Raw genomic sequence first — 20726 nt, forward strand, 5'->3', positions numbered from 1 at the left:
GACCCCGGCTGCTTCGGTCGGTAGACCGGGCGCGAGCGCCATTCGACAGCACGGGCAGACATCGGGGCGGTGGGCGACCCTCTCGGACACATCGTCGCTCAAGGGCCGGCTGTGGCCCTCATGGCCCGGCTTGGCGCCTCCAGGCTTGGCATGCTCGCGCCGCTCCTTCCGGTCCGTGGACGGCGGCTTGGAGGATGTGCGCGAGGTCTTCTCCGGCCGCTGCAGCCGCAGCACCAGCTCGATCAGCTCCGCCTTGCTCAGGTGCTCAAGCTCGTCCCGCCCCATCTGGGGATCGAATCAGCCAACCCGCTCCTGCGCAAGGGGGGTGGGTAATTACCTGACCGGAACCGTCCGCAAAAGCACGTCCAGCGCGCCCGGATCATCCTGCTGTCTGCCGACCGGCTGCCGGTTGCCGAGGTAGCCCGTCAGGCCGTGGCGAGCCGACCGGCGGTGTGGCGCTGGCAGGCACGCTACGCGTTGGCCGGTGTGGATGGCCTGCTGCACGACAAGACCCGTCCACCTGGCAGAGCGCCGGTGCCGACCGCAACTGTGGCGAAGGTGCTGGCGCTCACCTGCTCTGAGCCGCGGGGCCAGGCCACCCATTGGACTGGCCGGGCGATGGCACAGGCCAGTGGCATCAGCCTGCGCTCAGTGCAGCGCATCTGGGATGCCCATCGGCTGCAGCCGCACCGGCTGCGCACCTTCAAGCGCTCGAACGACCCCGCCTTTGCCAGCAAGGTCGAGGACATCGTCGGCCTCACCATGGACCCGCCGATGCACACCGTGGTGCTGTCCATTGACGAGAAGTCGCAGATCCAGGCGCTCGACCGCACCCAGCCTGGCCTGCCGCTCAAGCCCGGAAAATGCGGCACCATGACCCATGACTACAAGCGCAACGGCGTCACGACTCTATTCGCTGCGCTCAATGTCCAGGACGGCACCGTGCTACGTCGCTGCATGTCCCAACACCGGCATCAGGAGTTCGTCCGCTTCCTCAACGCGGTCGAGCGCGCTGTACCCGCGGGCAAGCTGATCCACGCCATCGCCGACAACTATGCCACCCACAAGCATCCCAAGGTCCGTGCCTGGCTGGAGCGGCACCCTCGGTGGGTGTTCCACTTCACGCCAACCTCGGCCTCCTGGATCAACGCCGTCGAGGGCTTCTTTTCCGCGCTGAGCCGAAGACGCCTGTGACGAGGGGTGTTCCAATCCGTGGCCGATCTCGAGCAGGCCATCGCCCGCTACATCCGCGAGCACAATGCCACTTCGAGCCCCTTCGTCTGGACCAAGCCCGCCGACCGCATCCTCGCCAAACTCGCCCGGCTGCCTGAACCTTCCGAATGAGTCACTGCACTAAGGTCTGTTAGAGCTTGAGTGCTATTCCCATATTCGGGGCATGACAGACAGGAACGGTTGTGAGGTCTTCACCGACGCGGCATGGGCGGTCTGGGAGCCGCTGATCGAGGAGGTGCGGCCGCTGGGGAAGACGCCACCGAAGGAGCTGCGGCGGACCATCTCGGCGATCTTCTGGCGGCACCAGAACGGCGCCAAGTGGCGCAGCATCCCGGCAGAGCTTGGCCCATGGTGGCTGGCGGCGCAGTTGTTCATCCGCTGGGCCAAGCAGGGCGTCTGGGAGCGCCTGCTGGACTTGGTACAGCAGCGCGGGATCGCGCTCGGCGTGACCTTCATCGATGGCACCAACATCCGCGCCCACCAGAAAGCGGCGGGGGCAAAAAAGGGGGATGCAATGGCCAAGAGCGAGATCTGCGCGAGGCGCTTGGCCGCTCTCGCGGTGGCTACGGCACCAAGGCCTGCGTGATCGCCGATGGCCGTGGTCGAGCTGTGGCCTTCGCGCTTGCGCCCGGTCAGGCGCACGAGTTGCCCATGGCGCCGGGTCTGCTCGGCTGCTTGCCGGACGTGCCGGGTTGGATCATTGGCGACCGCGGCTTTGCCTCTGACGCCTTCCGCGAGCGCATCTGGGACATGGGCGCGCGACCTGCGATCCCGCCCCGGCGCACCGATGCCGAGGTCGCCTGTCCGGACTGGATCTACGCCAACCGCCACCTGGTCGAGAACCTCTGGGCACGGCTGAAAGAGTGGCGAGCGGTCGCTACTCGCTACGAGAAGACCGCACGCTCCTTCCTCGGCGTGCTCTGCCTCGCCGCCACCGCAGACTGGATCAAAGTCATCAAGCTCTAACAGGCCTTAGATCACCAAACTCGCCGTGTGACAGCCTTTCTGTCCTCGCTTAGCAGCGACGATCCACACGGCTGCTCCTTGATGGCTGCACGGGGCCGGCGCAACACCACACGACCGGATGGTGGCATGTCTCCAGCGCAGGCTGCCATCAGCGCCGATCCGACTGCCACGATGAGTTTCGAGGAAGCTAATGGTCGGACCGCAGGGCGTTACGGCAAGCGGCACTGGACGACGATCGGCGGCAGCACGCCTGCATTCAGGCGGTGGTAGTACCAACCGCGCTATGAATCGAGAAGGTACTCAACGGTGAGGACCTGAATAAACCTACGGAGGTGCAATCCCGGACCCAATGATACTGGCTGCGTTTTCAGATTGCGAGGCGGTGCTATTGCTTTCCATGTGCTGAATTTTGGCCGCGATAAAGGTTGCGGAGAATGTTCTCAACCTCACTGGGGCTCACCAAGGCCTGTCGCTGCCAATCGCCAACCGCATACTGCCCATCCGCCCGAACATAGATCGTTCGATTTTCTGCATTTGCAGCAATTGCGAAGCCGTTAGTCATCGACTCTGCCAATAACTCGCACCCATACCCGTCACCATGCTGTGACAAGTTTTCGCGTGACGTGCTGAGCAGGACGTCGAAGGATTTGGCCCGAGCGAGCGTCCAGGGCTCAACGGGATGGGGTGCCACAGGCTGCAACGCCATACCCCAAGGGAATGGAGAGGCTTTCTCCCATATCATGTCGATGCGCCAAGCCGCGAACTCGGCAACCCATGCTGTTGGCCCGGCTGGGTGAAAGCAAAGCGACGGATATGGCGTCGGTCGCTCAAGGGTAAGCTCAAGGCGCAGATTTTGCCATCGAGCCATGACGGGTTGCTTCCGCCTGGACACGAAGCCATGGAGTTTGGGCAACCAAACGCGCTTGGCGAGGTCGCCAACTCCACTGCGCAGTCGGGAGATCCTGTGCTGGGAGAGTGATTGCAACATGCCAATCCGCCTTTATGCCGCTAACGTATCGCAAACCCGTGAGGAAAGTCGAGGAATTTCGCATAGATGCTCACCTTGGTGCTGCAGCGTCGAGGCTTTGGCGGCGAGAGGCGCAGCTGGGCATGTGCAATGGCGCCTCTGAGCGCGTGGCAGAGCCGTCGGCTACGATTTTGATACCGCGCGGCGGCACTGGGCGGCTCGGCTTGCCTCCAGCACAGATTGCGTTGGCCCCAGTTGGGTTGCCGGTTAATAGACCAACCGCAATTCGCATCACCTGGTCGCTTTGCGAGTCTGGTTCGATTATAACCGGTGCTGGCGGGGCATGGTGCCGAGGCGGTGCGCGACGCCATCACGCGCACGATCACCACCCTGGCGGAGGCAGTGCGGCAGTCACTGACCTGGGATCAGGGAGCGGAGATGACGGAGCATCTGCGGCTGCGTATCGACACCAGGTTGCAGGTGTATTTCTGCGATCCGCACAGCTCGTGGCAGCGCGGCACGAACGAGAACACGAATGGGCTGTTGCGGCAGTACTTCCCGAAGGGAACAGACTTGGCCGCGCACAGCGTCGGCGACCTTGCCGCGGTGGCTCCAGCGCTCAACGCGAGACCGCGCAAGACGCTCGGCTGGAAGACACCAGCCGAAGCTCTTGATGCGGTGGTGCGATCGGCGCAAACAGGTGTTGCGACGACGAGTTGAGCCCGGGTTGCACGCCGCGGTCCGAATGGTGCACCAAACCGGGCGCGGGTTTCTCATGCGCGATGGCCATGTCGAGCGCGGCGAGCGCGAGCTCGTGGCCGAGATGGTCGGTCATAGCCCAGCCCACGACGCGGCGGGAGAACAGGTCGAGCACCACGGCCAGGTACAACCAGCCCTCAGCAGTCCAGATATACGTCAAATCAGCCAGCCAGACCCGATCCGGCGCGCTGGCAGTGAAATCGCGCCCGAGCAGGTTCGGCGCCACCGGGAAGGCGTGCGTGCTGTCGGTGGTGCGGCAGAACCGGCGCCAGCGCCTGGCCGACAACCCCATGCCAAGATCAGGCGCGCCACCCGCTTGCGGCCGACCCGCCGGCCATGGGCGCGGAGTGCGGCATGCACGCGCGGGCTGCCATAGCGACCGCGGCTGGCCTCGTGCGTGGTGCGGATTTCGGCCGCCACCACGCGGTCCTCGACCGACCGCGCGCTCTCCGCCCGGCTGGCCCAGCCGTAGTAGCCGCTGCGGCTCACGCCCAACACCTCGCAAATGACCTGGATGGGGAAGTCGGCGACGTGATCATGGATGAAGGCATAGCTCACCCCCGGCCAGTCGCCTGGCCGAAGATGAGCGCCGCCTGTTTTAAGATGTTGCGCTCCATCAGAAGCCGCTCATTCTCACGCCGCAGCCGCCCGATCTCCGCCGCCTGATCGGCCGGGCTCGGGTCCACGCGGCGCGCCGACACCGCCTGCTCCTTGGGAAGCGTCGGCACCGGCGCGCCGCTCCCCGCCGGCCCACGCCCCTCGGCCCAGCGCAGCCAACCCCGCACCAGACAATCCGGTAGGCCCAACTCGGCCGCGACGTGCGATACCGGTCGCCCAACCCGCACCGCGGCGGCCGCCTCCAACTTGAATGCGTTCGGCAAGGTCCGACGCCGTTTGCCGTTCTCCGTCATAAACACCTCCAAGGCCACTCAGCCTATCAAGGGTGTCCGCAGAAGCGGGGCAGGTCCAAAGTGCCCGGAAACTTCAGGCTCAGGACACGAGCCGGCAAGACAGCCATCATGCTCACGTCACACGAGTTTACCTCGTTGAGATGGAGGACGACCGGGTAGCCTCGCCCTGTTGCGCGTTGCGTATCGTCCTGAGCCGAGCCGCCATGCGATGACCGGCAGCCTCCGTCGAAAGGCTAAGCTTCAGCTCGGCCTGCGCGCGAGCGCCAAGGGTGCGGGCGAAGTTGCGATTCTCGTAGACCTGGCGCATGAGCTGCGCGGCATGCGCCTCGGAGGGCTCGGCCCAGCGCGTGCCGGCATCGTAGGGCGGGACGGGCTTCGCGATCTCGACCAAGCGGTAGTCGACGAGCAGGCTGTTCTCCTCCGTCATGAAGTCAAGGTTGCCAGAATAGCGCGTGCCGATCACCGGCTTCGCCAGCAGCATCGCCTCCGCCATAGTGAGGCCGAGCCCCTCGGTGCGGTGGAGCGAGACGTAGCAGTCGCAGGCATCCATCAGCGAGACGGTCTCGTCGGAGGTGAAGACGCGGTCGATAACGATAATGCGGCCGCCCGCCTCGGCCGCGGCAGCGTGAAGCTCGGCGATGAGGGCCGGGTGCTTTTCGCCAAAGGAGGTCTTCAGCACCAGCGTCGCCGCGTCCGCCTCGGTGAAGGCCGCACGGAAGGCGCGGATGAGACCGAGCGGGTTCTTCCGCTCCATGATGCTCATCATGTGGAAGGCGAAGAGGAAGGTGAAGCGGCCGGGTGGGATACCGAAGTGCTCCGGCGTGCGGCGGGTGAAGGGCGGCAGCGTGACGCCCGGCATGAACTCGAAGACAGGCACGTCGAAGCGCGAGCGCAGCGCATCGCCGACAAAGCGCGTGGCGGTCCAGAGCTCGTCCGTCTCGGCGACGGCGCTGGCCCAGGCGGTGGGGACAGAATCGAGCTCCCAGTACCAGTAGCCGATGCGATGGGTGCGGGGGCTGCGCGACCGCAGCCCGGCGCGGGCATAGGCCTCGTGGAAGTAGGGCTCGGGCTGGATGTGCAGCAGCGTCGCCTCGTGCAGCTCGAAGCCGCCGAAGGCGGCGTGCTGCGGCAGGTCATGCTCGGCATCGACCGGCACGTCGCGCATCGTCAGGTCGTAGCCGACCTCGCGCAGGCCCTCCGTGATGGAGAGAGTCGAGGTGCGGAGGCCGGAGGGGTAGCAGAGGTGGCCGATGACGGCGAGGCCGGGGCGGGCGAGCGCCTCGGCCAGCGCCTCCGGTGGCTGGGCGGCGAGCCAGGCGCGGGCAGCCTCGTCGAGCGCCGCTTCGGGGCCGGCGAGCCAGCCGAGCAGGGCGCGGGCGGCGCCGGCATCAGCGAAGGGGGCGGGGTGGGCGTGCTGCCAGTGCGGCCGGCTGTACCAGCCGAGGCGAAGCTGCTCGGCCGGGGTCTGGGTCGTCGGCCAGTGGGCCGGGTCGGTCCAGTCGCCCTCGCAGCGGAAGGTGGCGCGGAGCCAGGCGGCCATGCGGCCGCTGCCGAAGGCGGTCGGCCCGTCGGGAAAGAGCGCTTGCCAACCTGGGTTGAAGCGGTGGCTCAGCAGCAGCTCGCGCGCCGGGTCCTCGGCGCAGAGCAGGGCGAGCCACCAGATCTCCTCGCGCCGTAGCGGGGCGCCGTCGCGGCGGAACAGCAGGCCAAGCAGTCCCGCGCGGCCGGGGGGCAGGAAGGCAAGTGGCAGTTCCTCGGGCAGACCGCCCTGGCTGAGCACGGCCTGGCGGGCGCGGGCCGCGGGGTCGGCGGCGAAGGCGGCGGTGAGGTGTGGCAGGGTCCGGTCAGGGAGGCAGAGCGCCGCCGCGCCATCCCCCGCCAGCCAGCGGGCGAAGGCGCCCCCGGCACCGGCCGAGAGCGCGTCGGGGAAGCGGGCACGGAGGTCGGGGCGGCGGCGCAGCAGGTCGATGATCCAGCGGACGGCGGACCACGTATCCCCGATCACCTCGGCGCGGGCGGGAGGCCAGAACAGCACATCGGCGGGCAGGCTGACCGCCTCGACGACCTCGGCATCGTTGCTGAGATCGAGCGGCACCGGCGCGGCGAGGCCGGCGCCGTGGCGGCGCGACAACAGCGTCAGGCTGGCGGCGTTGCCCAGCTCCGTCCCGATGCGGAGACGCGGGATGTTGCTGTCGGCATCGAGCGCGGGGTGGAAGAAGGGATCTTCGTGGTAGCCGAAGCGGCGGAGGTCAATCACGGTACGCGTCAGGTCCGCCACCGGGTTGCTGTGGCCGCGGCTGGCGCCCTCGTGGTGGATTAGGCGGGCGAAGGGCGTGTAGGCGGTGCGCCAGCCAAGGGCGCGGGCGGCGAGGCAGAGGGCGACGTCGCTGTTCGCCATAACGAAGCTCTCGTCGAAGCCGCCGGCCTGTGCGAAGGCCTCGCGGCGGACCATCTGGCAGGCGCCCATGATGGCCGAAACCGTGCGCGGCACGGAAGGCGAGCCGATCGGCCCCCATTCTGTCTCTGGCGCCAGGCGGAAGAGCAGGCCGCAGAGATGCATGCCAATGGTGACGCCGGCGTGCTGTAGCCGGTTGTCGGGATAAACCAGCATAGTGCCGACCACGCCTACGCCCGGGCGTAGGGCGTGACGGACCAGCTCAGCGAGCCAGTCGGGCCGGGTCACTGCGATGTCGTTGTTGAGGAAGAGCAGCAACTCGCCGGTCGCCGCGCGGGCGCCGGCATTGCAGGCGGCCGAGTAGTTGAAGGGCTCGCGGAAAGTGATGAGGCGGATGCGGCCCTCGGCCTTCAGTCGGGCGTAAAGGGCGAGCGTCTCCGGATCCGACGAGCCGCTGTCGACGATGACGATCTCGATGCGCGGGTAGTCGGTTTCCTCCATGAGACCGCGCAGGCACTGGGCGAGCAGCCCTGGCCGGTCTCGGTTCGGGATAACGATGGAGACGAGGGGCGGCTCGGCTATGGGCCAGGTGGCGCGCTGGGTGCCGTCGGGCCGCGTCTCGACCTCGGCAGCGATGCCTTGGCGCTGCCAATGGGCGGCCAGGATGGCGCGCAGCTCGGCAGCCCCGGCACTGCCGGGCGGCAGGCGATCGCCCGAAACAGCGGCCGGGCGGTGGCAGAGGATGCGGGGAATGCGGGCCACGCTGCTGCCGGTGGCAGCTAGGCGGAGGTGCAGGTCCCACTCCGCGCCGGCACCGGTGCCGGGGGTGAAGCCGCCCGCGGCGTCTACCGCGGCGCGGTCCAGCGCTACAGGACGGCCGAAGTAATTGAAGGCTTCCAGCAGGTCGGGTGACCATTCCGGCTTGAGCAAGGGCGCGGCGCGGCGGCCGTCGGGGCCGATGCGGTCCTCGTCACCGTGACTGAGCTCAGCCTCGGAGGCGGCGAGCGCGGCCAGGGCGTCGGGCGCGAGGATGTCGCCGGGGTCTAGCACCAGTATGCCCTCGCCAGTGGCCCCGGCGGCGAGGGCGGCCAGCATGGCGCCGCGCTCGGCGCTCCCCAGGGGCAACACGGCGAGGCGCTGAGCCAGGGCGGGATCCAGTCCGGCAGGCGGTGCGGCGCCGGGGGCGAGGCCGAGCCGGCAATCCCAATCGGTGCTGGATTGGACCCGCAGGCTGTCGAGAGTGGCCGCGAGCGCGGTCGCCGTCGTGTCCGGCGGCACCGGCAGCAGCACGGAGATCCGGCGGAGACGGAGGGCGACCGGCAGCGGGATCAGGCCTTCCTGCTCCGCGATCCACTGCTCGTAGCGGTTCTTGCCCGAGACGACCGGCGGCGCAGTCACCGGGCCATCGCCCAGCAGCGTCTGACCCAGGGCTTGACGCAGCCCGGCCCGGCCCATGCCGCGCCAACCGAGGACGAGGTTGCGGGCGGTGTGGGCAAAGTGCTGCGGCTCTTGCACCCAGCGCTGACCGAGGGAAAGGGCAAGGCGCGCGCCGACCAGCGGACGCGTCGTCGGCTGCGCCTCGATCCGGTCGAGGCGGAAGGGACCCTGCGCCACCGGCGGCGTCATCGCCAGGGCGATGGTCCCGGGCGGCAGATGGATCATCAGGCTCCAGCGACTGCCGGCCGAGGAGCGCGGCAGTACGACGCGCAATGGCTGATAGCCGCCGCCGGTATCGGCCTTGAAGGCCGGCGCCACCAATGCCTTGCGCGGCGCTTGGACGAGCATGGTGATACGCAGCCAGCCGCGCGGCAGGCCGGTGGGGCCGGGCTCGAGGCGGAAGGCGGCGGCAGGGCCGGTCGCTTCCCACCAGCCGTCCGCGCCGTCGATTTCGGCGAGATCGCGCAAGACCCGCGGCTTGAGGGGGTGGGATTTGGGCATTACGCGTATTCCGTTCAGATGAGGGCCGGCGAGCTGGCCTATTCGCCAGCCGCCACGCGGTTCCGCCAGTCGCCAAGGATGGAGCGCAGGGTTTCCTCCCAGGGGATGGTAGGGGCCCAGCCCAGGACGTCGCAGGCCCGGGCGGGGTTACCTTCGACGCGCTCGACATCCGTCGGGCGGAGGCGGGCCGCTTCCCGCTCAATCTGGGCCTCGATGCCGGCCAGGGCGAGCAGCGCATCGAGGATGCCACTGATGCGGCGAGGCTCGCCGCTGCATAGGTTGAGGGCGAGGCCGGGCGGCAGGCGGTCTGCCATCCTCAGCGCTTGGACGTAGCCGGCGCAGATGTCGCGCACGTCGAGGATGTCGCGCCAGCGGTCGAGGGCCCCGGTGCGCAGCACGGGCTCCTGCCGCCCGGCCTCGATCCGCGCCACTTGGCGGGCGAAGCTGGCGACGGCGAAATTCGGCGACTGGCCGGGGCCGACATGGGTGAAGGGACGGAGACGGATGGCGCGCAGGCCGCGCAGCGCCATCTCGCCGATCGCCAGGTCGGCCGCAGCCTTGCTGGCGGCATAGGGACTGGTGGGTTGGAAGGCGGCGGCCTCATCCAGCGGCTGCCCGGCCTGGAAGCTGAGACCGTAAACCTCGCTAGAGGAGACATGGAGGAAGACGGCCTTGGGTGCCTCCTGTAGCACCGCCTCGGCCAGCGCCAGGGTGCCGAGCAGGTTGAGCCGCCAAGTTTCGGCGGGGATGCGGAAGGAGGCGGCCACATCGGCCTGGGCAGCGAGGTGCAGCACCGCATCTGGTTGGGCGGCGGCGATGGCGGCTGACATGCCGGCGGGGTCGAGCAAATCGAGGCGCAAGCTCTCATCCGCGCCAGTGATGAAGGCCTCTCGCCCGGCGCCGATCAGCGTCGCAGCGGGAAAGGCGGTGCGCAGTGTGGGAAGCAGGGTGCGGCCGACGAAGCCGCCGGCGCCGGTTACCAGGATGCGGGACGGCACGAGCATGGCCCCTGCTCAGCGCATGCGGGCACGGTGGCGAAAGAGATCAGCCTCGACCATTTCTTTGATCATCTCCTCGAGCGTCGTCCGCGGCGTCCAACCAAGCTTCGCCTTCGCTTTCGAGGCGTCGCCGAGCAGCACATCCACTTCAGCGGGACGGAGAAAGGCCGGGTCGACCTTCACGAATTCTTCGTAGTCCAACCCAACATGCTCGAAGGCAATACGCGCCATATCGCGCACCGTTACGGTCCGGCCAGTGGCGACGACATAGTCGTCCGGCTTGTCTTGCTGTACCATCAGCCACATGGCCTCGACATAATCCTGGGCATGACCCCAATCACGCTTGGCGTCCATGTTGCCCATCGACAGCTCGGTCGCCAAGCCGAGCTTGATGCGGGCGGCGCCGTCAGTGACCTTGCGGGTGACGAACTCAATACCGCGCAGCGGGCTCTCATGATTGAAAAGAATACCGCTAGAGGCGTGCATGCCAAAGCTCTCACGGTAGTTCACCGTCATCCAATGAGCATAGAGCTTGGCGACAGCATACGGTGAGCGCGGATAAAAAGGCGTTTTCTCACTCTGAATCGGTTCCTGGATCAGGCCGTACATCTCCGAGGAGGACGCCTGATAAAAACGGGTACCGGGTGCTACCAGCCGCACCGCCTCCAGCAGGTTATTGGCGCCAAGCGCCGTCACTTGGCCGGTCAGCAGCGGCTGGTTCCAAGACGTCTTCACGAAGGACTGGGCAGCAAGATTGTAGACCTCGTCCGGCTTTACCTCATGAAGAATACGGATGAGGGAGGAGAGATCGATCAGATTGCCGTCCATCATCTGCACTTGACCGGCGATGCCGAGCCAGCGCAGGCGCTCATCAACTAAATCGCCCGAAGAGGATCGGCGCAACAGCCCGAAGACTTCGTAGCCCTTGTTGAGTAGGAGCTTCGAGAGATACGCACCGTCCTGGCCGGTGACTCCGGTAATAAGTGCGCGTGGCATTCGATGTGGATCCTGCTGAAACTGTCCTGGCGGCGTGCTTAACGGCAATGCACGAAAATTCCAATATCGCCGAAGCACTGGCTGCCACTGGTCGTCGCCATGTTAGTTTGGCATCGAAGGAAGCCTCCGCCTCGAACCGATTGGTGGTCCTTGCCGGTCAGCATTGCCTGGTCAGCTTGAAGGCAGGCGGTGGCCTGAGCGTGCGCCGACAGTGCGGACATCGGATCGGCGTGACGAGGGTAGCAAGCAGGCGCGCCATGATGGCGTTGCACACGGCTGACAGGCTCGGCGATGGCGGCGGTCTGATCCTTCGCCGTTTGGGTGGACACCTCTGATACGTTCCTGCAGGGCGATGAAGGTGGTTCAATGGCCGCGAAGACGAGACGGGAGTTCAACCCCCGAGTGCAAACGTGAGGTCGTCGCCCTGCTGCAGGGCAGCGGACGGGCGATAGCCCGGTGCCGAGTGCGGCCGGATCTGATTGTGGTGCCGACGTCAGCCCTCGATTAGCACCTGCGCCTCCCGGAGCGTGTTGACGACCTCCCCGTTCATCAGTTCGTCCTGCAGCTTGCCGTTGAAGCTCTCAAGGATTGCCTATTTCTCGCCGCCCTGCTCGGCCTCGACCTCCGGCACAGCGATAACATGGCCTTCTACAGCCTGAGCACGGACCACGTGCAAATGCCGTCCTTCGCCGACTTCGGTACGGCCGGGGGCTACTACGCCACCCTCGCCCACGAGGTCACGCACTGGACCGGCACCCCACCCGGCTGGCGCGCGACCTGACGGGGCGCTTCGGCTCCGGCGCCTGCGAGGCCGAGGAGTTGGTCGCGGAGCTCGGGGCGGCCCTCGCGCTCGTAGCTCTCGGGCTGGCGGCTGAGCCGCGCGAGGATCACGCCTGCTACGTCGCGCACTAGCTCGGGCTGTTGCCTAAGGACCGGCGGGCGATTTTCACCGCGGCCGGCAGAGCCCAAGCCGTGACGGACTTGCTGATCGCGGCGAATGAATGCCAGGTGGCGTAGCCGGAAGGGGACGGCGGGTGCCCGCCCCCGACTCTCTCCGAGCAAGCCGAGACCAGAACGACCCTGTCCGGGCGCCGCCGCGAGCCGCAACGCAGCCCACGGCGCTTGCCTACTCAAAAGGTACTAAGTAGCTATCTGTTGAATTTCCTGTAGCCTCCTGACGACTATCCGGCCGCAACTGGGTAGTGGGGGGCTAGCCGATGCCCACAATCGTGTTCGCGTCGCCGAAGGGCGGCGCCGGGAAAAGCACCTCTGCCGTGGTGCTGGCGACCGAGCTGGCGCGGCGTGGCGCCGAGGTCGTCGTCATCGACGCAGACCCCAATCGTCCCGTCAGCCGATGGGCTAGCCGTCCGGGCTGCCCAAAGACACTCACAGTCCTCGCCGAGACGACCGAAGCGTCGATCATCGACGACATTGAGGCCGCCGCCGCTCGCGTTCCCTTCGTTATCGTGGACCTTGAGGGCACAGCGAGCATGACGGTGGCCTACGCCATCAGCCGCGCCGACCTGGTTATTGTGCCTACGCAGGGGAGTCAGCTCGACGCCGCCGAGGCCGCCAAGGCAATCCGGCTCATCCGCCAACAGGAACGCGCCTTCGGCCGGAGGATTCTCTATGCGGTCCTCCTGACGCGGACCTCAGCGGCGATCCGCCCCCGCACCCTCCAGCACATCCGGGAGGAAATGGCTCGGAACGACGTGCCGGTGTTCGGCACGCAGATGCACGAGCGTGAAGCTTTCCGGGCGATCTTCAGCTTCGGGGGGCCGCTTCAGGGCCTTAACGTCAGCCAGAGCTTTGGGAAGACCGAGTCGTACTAGACGAAGTCTTCTACGATGCGTTGCGGCAGCATCCCGTTCCTCTCAGGGAAGCAGCCTTGCGCGAGCTGACAGATCGCAGTGCCAGCCTCGACCTCTATGTCTGATTGGCTTAGCGGCTACACACGCTGAAGGGCGCCACTCCAGTCCGTTGGGCGGCTCTGAAGGAGCAGTTCGGCGCCAGGTGCTGCACGCCAGCCTTGCTCATGATAGCGCCCAGCAGCATCCCACGGTGCGAAACTGGCTGGCCGGTCGGTCGCCCGCGCTGGATCGTCGCAATCACGCGCTGGTCGGCGTCCTGGATCAAGGCCGTTGAAGGCGCCTTCTGCGACCAGCCGCAGCTGCATCCGCTGCAGTGTCGTCCCGTCCAGACCCTCAGCACGCCATCCTCCGCTCCAGCCGTGACCACAACACAGCCGCTAGGCGCTTCGCCTGGACCCATCCGCTGATGTCATCCTCGGCAAGCTGGCCAAGCTCCCTTCCCTTTCGTCGGCGACGGCGCGCTGAGGACGCTCGAGGATGGTCTCGGGTTGCGCGTGACCAGGCTGTCCCATCGATGTCGCCACAGGGCCCTATGAGGATGGCGCTCTGCCAGCACACGGCGAAACGCCAGAGCAGTTTGCCGCATCCCATACCAACCAAGCCGATGGCCTAAGTGTTGGCGGCACCGGCCGTTAAAACGGCACTCGGTCCGCCGGCCAGCCTAATGTCACCGCACCGAAACCAGATCATCAGACCGACGGTTCAGCGCTGCTGATCCACTGCTCTGGTCGTTGTGGTCACCGCCTATGTCGCCCAGGACAGCTGGCCAACGTGTGGACCTTCGGCGCATCCCTGTACGATGCTGCTGGGCGATGCACGCCAGACCACCATCCTGCTGCAGCATGCAACACCGACTCGGCCAATATCGTGGGTGTATCTCGCCGTCAGCACCGTCCACCTGCTGACGCCGAGGTCACCACACTGACATGCCGAGGGCGACGACGCAGCAGGTTCAGGCCACGGCAGCCCTCCCCCGCTGATCTCCGCTCACACTCCGAACGCCTGCGCCCTTGCAGCTCGACGCCGGATGGCCGTGACGGAGTTGCGCGGGCGATAGAGGAGCGTGTTGACCTGGTGCTGGGCGGGGACGGGACACTGCGTCGGCCGGGCTGATGGAAACCGCTTCATCTGTCGTTCTCTCGCCGTCTGCGTCGGCTGCGCTGCCCGAGCCATCGCGCAAACGGTACCTGAACGCCGTCAGATTTCTCCTGAACGTGAAAATATCCTAAATTCAAATAAGTTATCGTATTTTTGGTACGTATTAAAATTTAATACGTTTTAGAAACAAACCGTAACTGTACGGATCTACTGGGACGTGCAGTTTGGTTGCATCAGGACTGAGCGATGAGATCTCAGAATAAGACAAAGCTGGTGGAGAAGATGCGGCGCCTCGCGGCGCACCCCTCCACAGATGCTGCGACCCGTTCCGTGGTATGCACCCGACTGGATATCTTAGCCCCTCGTCCTCCCCGCTCACTGCCGGGAGCGCCAACGCGGCGGGCATCAGACCGTGCCGCTTCGGGCTCCATTGTCAGGGCCGATTACCACAGGCCAACTGGCCAGCAGGGTTATCAGTCTGATGCCTGCTTGAACCGCATCGCTCACCAAGCCTATCAGTGGTCATCGCGCTACGACGTTGGTCCAATCCATCATGATCGGATGTTCTGAAGAGTAATAGGCTGTTTTGAAAGGCGCTGCTGGGTTGAAAAGGCGGCGCAGGAGAAGTGTTCTGGGCGGCTTCTCCGGAAGGGAGCCGATATGTGAACGCTCGAAACCTGTGCATTGGTTGGCGACTATGGGTCGGGTCAGGCCCTAAGCGAATAGCAGTACCGCTTGCTTGAACCACTCATTCCGCGCCAAGCCCGGAGGCCGCCGGCGCACGACAGATATGCGGCGCCTGCTGGACGGATTGGTCTACCTCGGGCGGACTGGCTGCCGATGACGGCATCTGCCGCCGCCTCTGGCATTCCCGCCGCGGCCCACCATCTACGGTACTATGCGCGTCTTCCTTTAAGACGGGGTGTGGGAGAACATACGCACCCACATTGTCATCATACTACGCGAGGGCGTGGGGCGCGAGCCAAGCCCGACAGCGGCATTTTTGGCACTCAAGGCGCGAAGACAACAGAATGCGGTGGGCCTCGCGGCAATGACGCAGCCAATAAGGCCAAAGGGCGCAAGCAGCCCGTCGCAGTCGACATGCAGGAGCTGTTGCTTGGCGTGCTCGTGCATGCTGTGTCCATCTAGAAGCGGACGGCGCGGGCGACCTGCTCCGGCGTATCAGGCCCCCTCTACAACTGGCTCCGGGTCGTGTTCGCCAACAGCATCTACGACCGCCTCGCCGTCCTGCTCGCCTGCTGTCTGCTCGGCCTGACGTTGATCGTTGCCCGTCACATCACCGGCACCAAAGGCTATGTGGTTCTGTCGCGCAGGCGGGTACTCGAATCAACCATCGGCTGGCATGGACGACGGCGGCGACTGTCGAAGAGTTACGAGCAAAGGCCAGGGGGTCGCCGAGGCGATGGTCACTCTCGCCATGATCCGCCTCATGCTCCACCGCCTCGCTCACCCAAACCGAGAGCGACTTCCTGCTCCGTAGCTTTCAATCCAGCCTGTGAGCCCCGCGCGGCCTATAGGTGTTCTACGGAACAAAGCACTCGGTTGCTGGCGGTGTCGGCAATGGGATGATCAGGCGCTGGCGTCGAGACGGCATGACCAACGAAAGGGTGGCCTGGAAGCCAGCTTGCGCTCTATCGCGGAATGGCGGGGACTGGCGCATCGGGTCGGGCCGCGGGTTACCGAGGCAGGCAGCAGCTGGTTTGCACGAGATAGGTCACGGGACACACCCCTCCTGCCCCATGAGCCCCTGGTGCTGCCGGCGCCGCGCCGGGCAGCAGAGCCACTATCAACAAGTTTGTGCGACACGCGCGGGCTCACCGCTTTGCCCTGGACCGCAGGATCACTCCCGACAGGCGATCGGGTTAGCAGCGGCGACTCCGCAACTGCATAGGAGATGTCCTTTCCACAGCACGCGGTATCATCCCGTCGCGGGCGGTATAGCGGGCAAACGGCCCTGGCCGATCTGCAGCAGACGGCCTAGCCAATCGCATCCAGCAGCGCGGTGTTTAGCCGAGGCGTTACCCAACCCTCTCCGCCTCGCCAACGTGAATTGTGAGGCCTCAGGCGGAACTCCCACCAGTAGGAACATTCCATCGCTTGCCCGAGGCGCGGGCTTGAGCGGAGAGTATATCAGCGTTCTTGATGCTCACAGGTCCAGGGTGCCGGTCGCACGTGCTGTCGGCCGAGCTTAGGACACGCTGCCGCTCGGCTCCATGTCGAGCGGAACGCGCGCCTTCGCTTGATCATGTGCTGCCATGACGACCTGTCTACAATGTTGCTGATACGTCAAATCTCCCCGGGTGCCAATGAGCAGCGGCCGCATGGCGGACGGCCATCTAGCCATCTTTACTGGGGAGACCCTGCTTTCTGAGCGCACGCTGAGCCTGCCAGCCCGCACCACGCGACAGTCGGCTCCATGCAGGTCTGTGAGCTCTAGCCGCGTCGGACAGCTGTGGCCATTCAAACCAAAGACGCCTGGCTGAGCATACCAAACCGTCTGCCGTTGCAACCTGTAAGCCAGATTGGCCAGCCAACAGGCTGTGCCATTCTCGGCTACTCGCCGGGGCCACCAATATCTGTTGCCGACCGCCAATTGAGCCAAGCGCATGCCGCAAAATCTCATAGCTGTTTGGCCGTGCTGTTGGCCGGCCAACACCTAGGCGTCTAACAGAGTCCAACGAGGGTTCCCCTGCGGGCGGTGCTGCCAGGCTGGGACGCCCGCGGATATAGACGGCAACAGCCGAGCTCCCCAATCGGTTGGCCGGCCAACATCGGAACCAGATAGCGCAGTGCGGGCCAACACCTGCCATCATCGCTTCTTTGTCACGCCGCACCACCGCGGATGCCACGTGGCCGGTTGAGAAACGCGTGCCCGCCATAGCCAACGGAGTTCTCACGCCGTTAATAGTCCAATATGATCCAATTGGCTGGCGATTGGCGTGACGAGGATTGAGGTGCAACAGGGCCGATGACAGGTACTCCAAAGCACACTGCGGGCCCGCGCCTAAGCGCGCCTCCAGATCAAGCACGCATCCTTACCGTGTCCTCGCCCAAGGGCGGCGTTGGCAAAACCACGATCACCCGCGGGCTATTGGTCCGGGCAGCACAGGTCGGGATCCCCGCCGTCGGTGTCGACTTTGATCCCCAACTCGGTTTGATGAAATGGGCCCATCAGCGGGAAAAGACACGGCAATCGTTTCCAGATTTCGCTCGGGTTGAGGTGCGGCAAGCATCGTTAGATGCTTGGCAAACCGCACTTCGCGAGGCCGCTACCGATGTCAGACTGGTTATTGCCGACACGCCACCCGGCGTGGAAGCGCATATGACTTCAATGCTCGGGCTCCTACGAGCCTCCCGTTACGTCATCATTCCAACCGGGTATACCTCTGACGACCTCACCAGCGTCATGCCCTGGCTGCACGAAATGGGGCGTCTTCGCATCCATGCTGCGGCCGCGCTGAATCGCGTGCTGCGTCGAACTAAAGCATTCCAGGCTGCTCGCATGCGACTGATCAAAGTCGGTCACGTGATGCCGCTGGAAGTGCCTCTCCTGGAGGATATACATGTTTATGCCGAACAGGGGCTGTCGGTCCTCGACGTCGCCAAGGCTAGCGGTGCCGAGGTATTCGAGGCGTTGTGGGATCATACAGCGCGGGAGCTAGATCTATGAGCGGCAAGCCCTCCAAAGCAGCGCTGGCGCGGCTCCGTGCGACTATCATTGATGAACAGGGGCAGCAGGCGGATCCAGGGCTGATCGACCTTCGCGCTGACAGCCTGCGTGAACTCGCACCTAACACTCAAGACGAACAATCCTTGGCTCTCATCCAAGAGGTGTTCGCTCATACCGAGTTGCCGAAGGACAAGATCAAGGTCGAATACGTGGCCGAGTTTCGCGCCTCGGTCCGCGTGGAGTGGCAACGTGCAGGCCAGTCCTTTCTGCGGATCGGCCGCCTGCTGCTGGCGGCTGAACAGCGACTGACCAAATACGAGTATGACAGCTTGATTGAGGGTGCCGGACGCCTGCTGCCATTCGGACGCACCGTGGCTATTCAGCTGCGCCGGGTGGCGCAGGCGGTTGACGCCAAGCGACTGCCTGAGCAGCGCTGCCCGTCCGCCTATTCCGTGGCCTATGTTCTTGCGACCTTGCCCGACGAACAACTGCGTCTGGCAGATGAGCGCAATCTTATCCGCCCGGATGTTCGACGCGAAGAAGTGCGCGCGTTCAAAGCCGAAGTCATCGCAGCCGAGCGCTTGCGCCACGGCTACAGCAGCTTGCGCGAGTTGAGGAAAGAGTTGGAGATGCTGCGAGATCGTAAGCGCCGCCATATTCTGGAGGCTGTTGCCATCCGTCGCCGGATGCAGGAAGTGCAACAAAAGCTCCGCCAGGCCTGAGCCTGATCGCCTTGGCGAAACTGATCAGAGGCACGTGTTGGGCCACTGCGGCTTCAGCATGGCTAACAGTAATCTGTACCCGCTTCACGGCGCCGTTCCCTACCCGTCGGGTTGGGCGCCTTGGCTGCCATAGGGAGACGGTCGAAGCGTGTGCCTCGGCACATCGAACACCAATTCCTGGTTTGTTATCCATGGTTCTTCGCGCCCGGTTGAGCCTGTGTAGAGGATCCAGGCAAGCGGGTGCTGGGGCCGCGATACCAGTCATGGTTGGGGACACTGCGCGGCCTGCCGCGCCACAAGCCGCTGCGTCGCTCTTGCACATTCAAATAGCCCGTTTCACAGCGGCTGGTCCAACGGCCAGGCGGCAGAGACGAAGGATCCGCATTGCTGATCTAGAAGGCGGGCCGCTGCTCGGTTCGGCCGCTGCCGTAGAGCTGCTGCCCTGTCAGTAACCACAGTCCTGGCCTGGCTGCCACGACCTCGATGCCGCTGCAGCCGGTCAGGGTGGGCCCATGTGGCGACGTCTACTATCCCCCACTCTGACTGCGCGGCGGCTGCTTACAGGGCCTTGGAGCAACCTGCTTTCGGGCACTGGCGACGGCAATGCCGTGTGTATTGGCAGTGCCGTAAACGCCTTGACGCCCATCGCCCAATCCCGACCAACATACCGCGCTCGCGTTCCATGATCAGCCTCATCTCGCTGCCGCAGGACATGGGCCGTCGGCGCGACGAGGTCCACCAAACGGTTGCTCACGCGCTACCCGCAATTTGGGGCGCATAGTCCTAAACATCGTCATTGTCGTGATGACACAGCTCCCGGTGCCATGCTCGCCACCACATGGGATCCTAAGGCCGGCTCTAGCAACCCTGGCTACGCGATCTTGCTGCGCTGCAACGGCTCAGTCTCGGTCAGAGCTTCGGGATGCTCTCGCCACTCCCGCAAGGTCTGCCAGCCTGCGCCACTTTCCTATTGTATCGCACTAGGACAAGCCAATACCGACTGCACAGAGCCGGCCGGCCGGTCCCAGCATACATCACTACAGGCTGGGCTTGGACCTACGGTCGGCACGCCGGTCATCCCCCGGATGTAAAACATTGCGCCTTTGTAGTGCTACGCGGCGCACCAAGGCTTCGAGCACCTGCTGCCGGACCTGGGCGCGGTCTTCGAACATGGGCTGTGTCACGCCGCTCGCCAGCGCAGCCACATGGAGGTTCAGAGCAACCGCAAAATCCAAATTGCGGTCAAAGCTCTCGTCATCCCGGATGCGCGACCGGGTGAAGTCATATGGATCCCAGAGATAGGCTTCCATGCGGCGATAGAGAAGGCCGAGCTCCCGTTCCGCTTCATCAAGTGATGCTCCCAGCTCAACCGATGCGGATCGGGGAGGCTGGAACATCGCGGCTGCCTGTACGCGCAGCTCTGCCCTTTGGCGAGCAGCCATGATTAGACCAAGTCCGAACAACAAAAATATACCACAGAAACTAAAGAGCAAAATCATACGATAGTCGCAAAACGATGATCGCAATACGCTGATAAAATTCGGATAGTCTATCGTCAGTAATGCATACAACTCAGGCCGCATCTCAAAATTTACTATGGCCAGGGTGTATAATTCCTCACTTCGCATCTTGGCGGTACCCTCACCTCGGCTGAACAGCGTGGCATGGCAAAGCTCCGGGAAAGTGAATGAAGCACACCGACCGGCGAGAGGTGGTTTCTGGCTTGAGACAGAGTGTCAGGCCGGCTGGATGATAGGGGATGCGAACCGCGGTCCTTGGCCGCGGCGACCCTACGGTGGCGCTAGACGTGCTGCGCGATGTAATGCGGCGCTGCTGGCAACCGAGCCTAGTGCACTGACTCAAACGGAAGGTGCAGGAAGCCTGGCCAGCGTGCCGAGGATGGTGTCGGCAGGCCTGGTCCAGGCGAATGGCTTGGCCTTCTTGTTGTGGTCGCGGATGTAATGGGTGATGGCGTCCTGCAGGTCGGGGACTGACTGAAAGACGCCGCGGCGGATGCGCCTGCGTGTGATGGCCGAGAAGAAGCCCTCGACGGCGTTGATCCAGGACGCCGATGTCGGCGTGAAGTGGAAGACCCAGCGCGGATGATCAGCCAACCACTGCCGGACCTTTGGGTGCTTGTGGGTGGCGTAGTTGTCAAGGATGGCGTGGATCACCTTGCCG

14 protein-coding genes and 4 pseudogenes are annotated in these 20726 nt (G+C 65.0%); 9 read left to right on the top strand and 9 right to left on the bottom strand.

Annotated features, from left to right (window positions below; translation table 11 throughout):
• A pseudogene (locus EP26_RS36400) lies at positions 1-285 on the bottom strand (IS66 family transposase); the annotation flags it as partial.
• Between the two features lie 48 nt (positions 286-333).
• On the opposite strand from EP26_RS36400, the pseudogene EP26_RS33650 reads away from it, so the two are divergent.
• From EP26_RS33650 to EP26_RS32425, 3 genes and pseudogenes are all read left to right on the top strand, one after another.
• Positions 334-1344: pseudogene (locus EP26_RS33650) on the top strand (IS630 family transposase); the annotation flags it as partial.
• Positions 1345-1396: 52 nt separating this feature from the next.
• Positions 1397-2199, top strand: a protein-coding gene (locus EP26_RS25050; RefSeq protein WP_408735114.1) for an IS5 family transposase whose coding sequence is annotated in 2 segments (ribosomal slippage) — positions 1397-1739 and positions 1739-2199 — 804 coding nt in all. Because the reading frame shifts where the segments join, the coding sequence is not laid out codon by codon here.
• A gap of 1294 nt (positions 2200-3493) precedes the next feature.
• A pseudogene (locus tag EP26_RS32425) lies at positions 3494-3886 on the top strand (IS30 family transposase); the annotation flags it as partial.
• Here EP26_RS32425 and EP26_RS38695 read toward each other — a convergent pair.
• The 6 genes from EP26_RS38695 to gmd all read right to left on the bottom strand — a co-directional run bounded on the left by EP26_RS38695 (position 3786) and on the right by gmd (position 11163).
• Positions 3786-4151: a DDE-type integrase/transposase/recombinase gene (locus tag EP26_RS38695; RefSeq protein WP_408735115.1), complete on the bottom strand. Its 366-nt coding sequence runs from the start codon at positions 4149-4151 to the stop codon at positions 3786-3788. The pseudogene EP26_RS32425 and the gene EP26_RS38695 sit on opposite strands and share 101 nt — an antisense overlap.
• Positions 4082-4483, bottom strand: coding sequence for an IS3 family transposase (locus EP26_RS35310; protein WP_052389654.1), 402 nt, complete (start codon positions 4481-4483; stop codon positions 4082-4084). The genes EP26_RS38695 and EP26_RS35310 overlap by 70 nt, the downstream gene beginning before the upstream one ends.
• Complete coding sequence (locus EP26_RS25060) at positions 4480-4836, bottom strand: transposase (protein WP_052389655.1); 357 nt, start codon at positions 4834-4836, stop codon at positions 4480-4482. The genes EP26_RS35310 and EP26_RS25060 overlap by 4 nt, the downstream gene beginning before the upstream one ends.
• 127 nt (positions 4837-4963) lie before the next feature.
• A complete protein-coding gene (locus tag EP26_RS32430) occupies positions 4964-9169 on the bottom strand; it encodes a glycosyltransferase (protein WP_052389656.1) in 4206 nt (1401 codons plus the stop codon).
• 38 nt (positions 9170-9207) lie between these two features.
• The gene (locus EP26_RS25075) at positions 9208-10173 is read right to left on the bottom strand and encodes a GDP-mannose 4,6-dehydratase (RefSeq protein WP_043342746.1); all 966 of its coding nucleotides are present in this window, start codon (positions 10171-10173) and stop codon (positions 9208-9210) included.
• Positions 10174-10182: 9 nt separating this feature from the next.
• Positions 10183-11163: a GDP-mannose 4,6-dehydratase gene (gmd, locus tag EP26_RS25080; protein ID WP_043342748.1), complete on the bottom strand. Its 981-nt coding sequence runs from the start codon at positions 11161-11163 to the stop codon at positions 10183-10185.
• On the opposite strand from gmd, the gene EP26_RS35315 reads away from it, so the two are divergent.
• From EP26_RS35315 to EP26_RS25105, 6 genes and pseudogenes are all read left to right on the top strand, one after another.
• A complete protein-coding gene (locus EP26_RS35315; protein ID WP_157033754.1) occupies positions 11157-11498 on the top strand; it encodes a hypothetical protein in 342 nt (113 codons plus the stop codon). The two genes, gmd and EP26_RS35315, sit on opposite strands and share 7 nt — an antisense overlap.
• Positions 11499-11803: 305 nt before the next feature.
• Positions 11804-12075: pseudogene (locus EP26_RS38700) on the top strand (zincin-like metallopeptidase domain-containing protein).
• A 305-nt stretch (positions 12076-12380) separates the two neighbouring features.
• Entirely contained in the window at positions 12381-12995 is a 615-nt protein-coding gene (locus EP26_RS25090) for a ParA family protein (protein ID WP_052389657.1), read from the top strand.
• Positions 12996-13015: 20 nt separating this feature from the next.
• Positions 13016-13099, top strand: coding sequence for a replication protein RepA (locus EP26_RS37730; protein WP_245624512.1), 84 nt, complete (start codon positions 13016-13018; stop codon positions 13097-13099).
• 4094 nt (positions 13100-17193) lie between these two features.
• On the top strand, positions 17194-17823 hold the full coding sequence (locus tag EP26_RS33665) for a ParA family protein (protein WP_169747484.1): 630 nt from the start codon (positions 17194-17196) through the stop codon (positions 17821-17823).
• Positions 17820-18545, top strand: a complete 726-nt coding sequence (locus tag EP26_RS25105; protein WP_043342753.1) for a hypothetical protein — start codon at positions 17820-17822, stop codon at positions 18543-18545. The genes EP26_RS33665 and EP26_RS25105 overlap by 4 nt, the downstream gene beginning before the upstream one ends.
• Positions 18546-19582: 1037 nt before the next feature.
• Here EP26_RS25105 and EP26_RS35325 read toward each other — a convergent pair.
• On the bottom strand, positions 19583-20173 hold the full coding sequence (locus tag EP26_RS35325) for a hypothetical protein (RefSeq protein ID WP_157033756.1): 591 nt from the start codon (positions 20171-20173) through the stop codon (positions 19583-19585).
• Between the two features lie 231 nt (positions 20174-20404).
• A partial coding sequence (locus EP26_RS25115; protein ID WP_043341997.1) for an IS630 family transposase occupies positions 20405-20726 on the bottom strand: 322 nt, incomplete at its 5' end.

The organism is Belnapia moabensis DSM 16746, from assembly GCF_000745835.1.
GTDB classification, from domain to species: Bacteria; Pseudomonadota; Alphaproteobacteria; order Acetobacterales; family Acetobacteraceae; genus Belnapia; species Belnapia moabensis.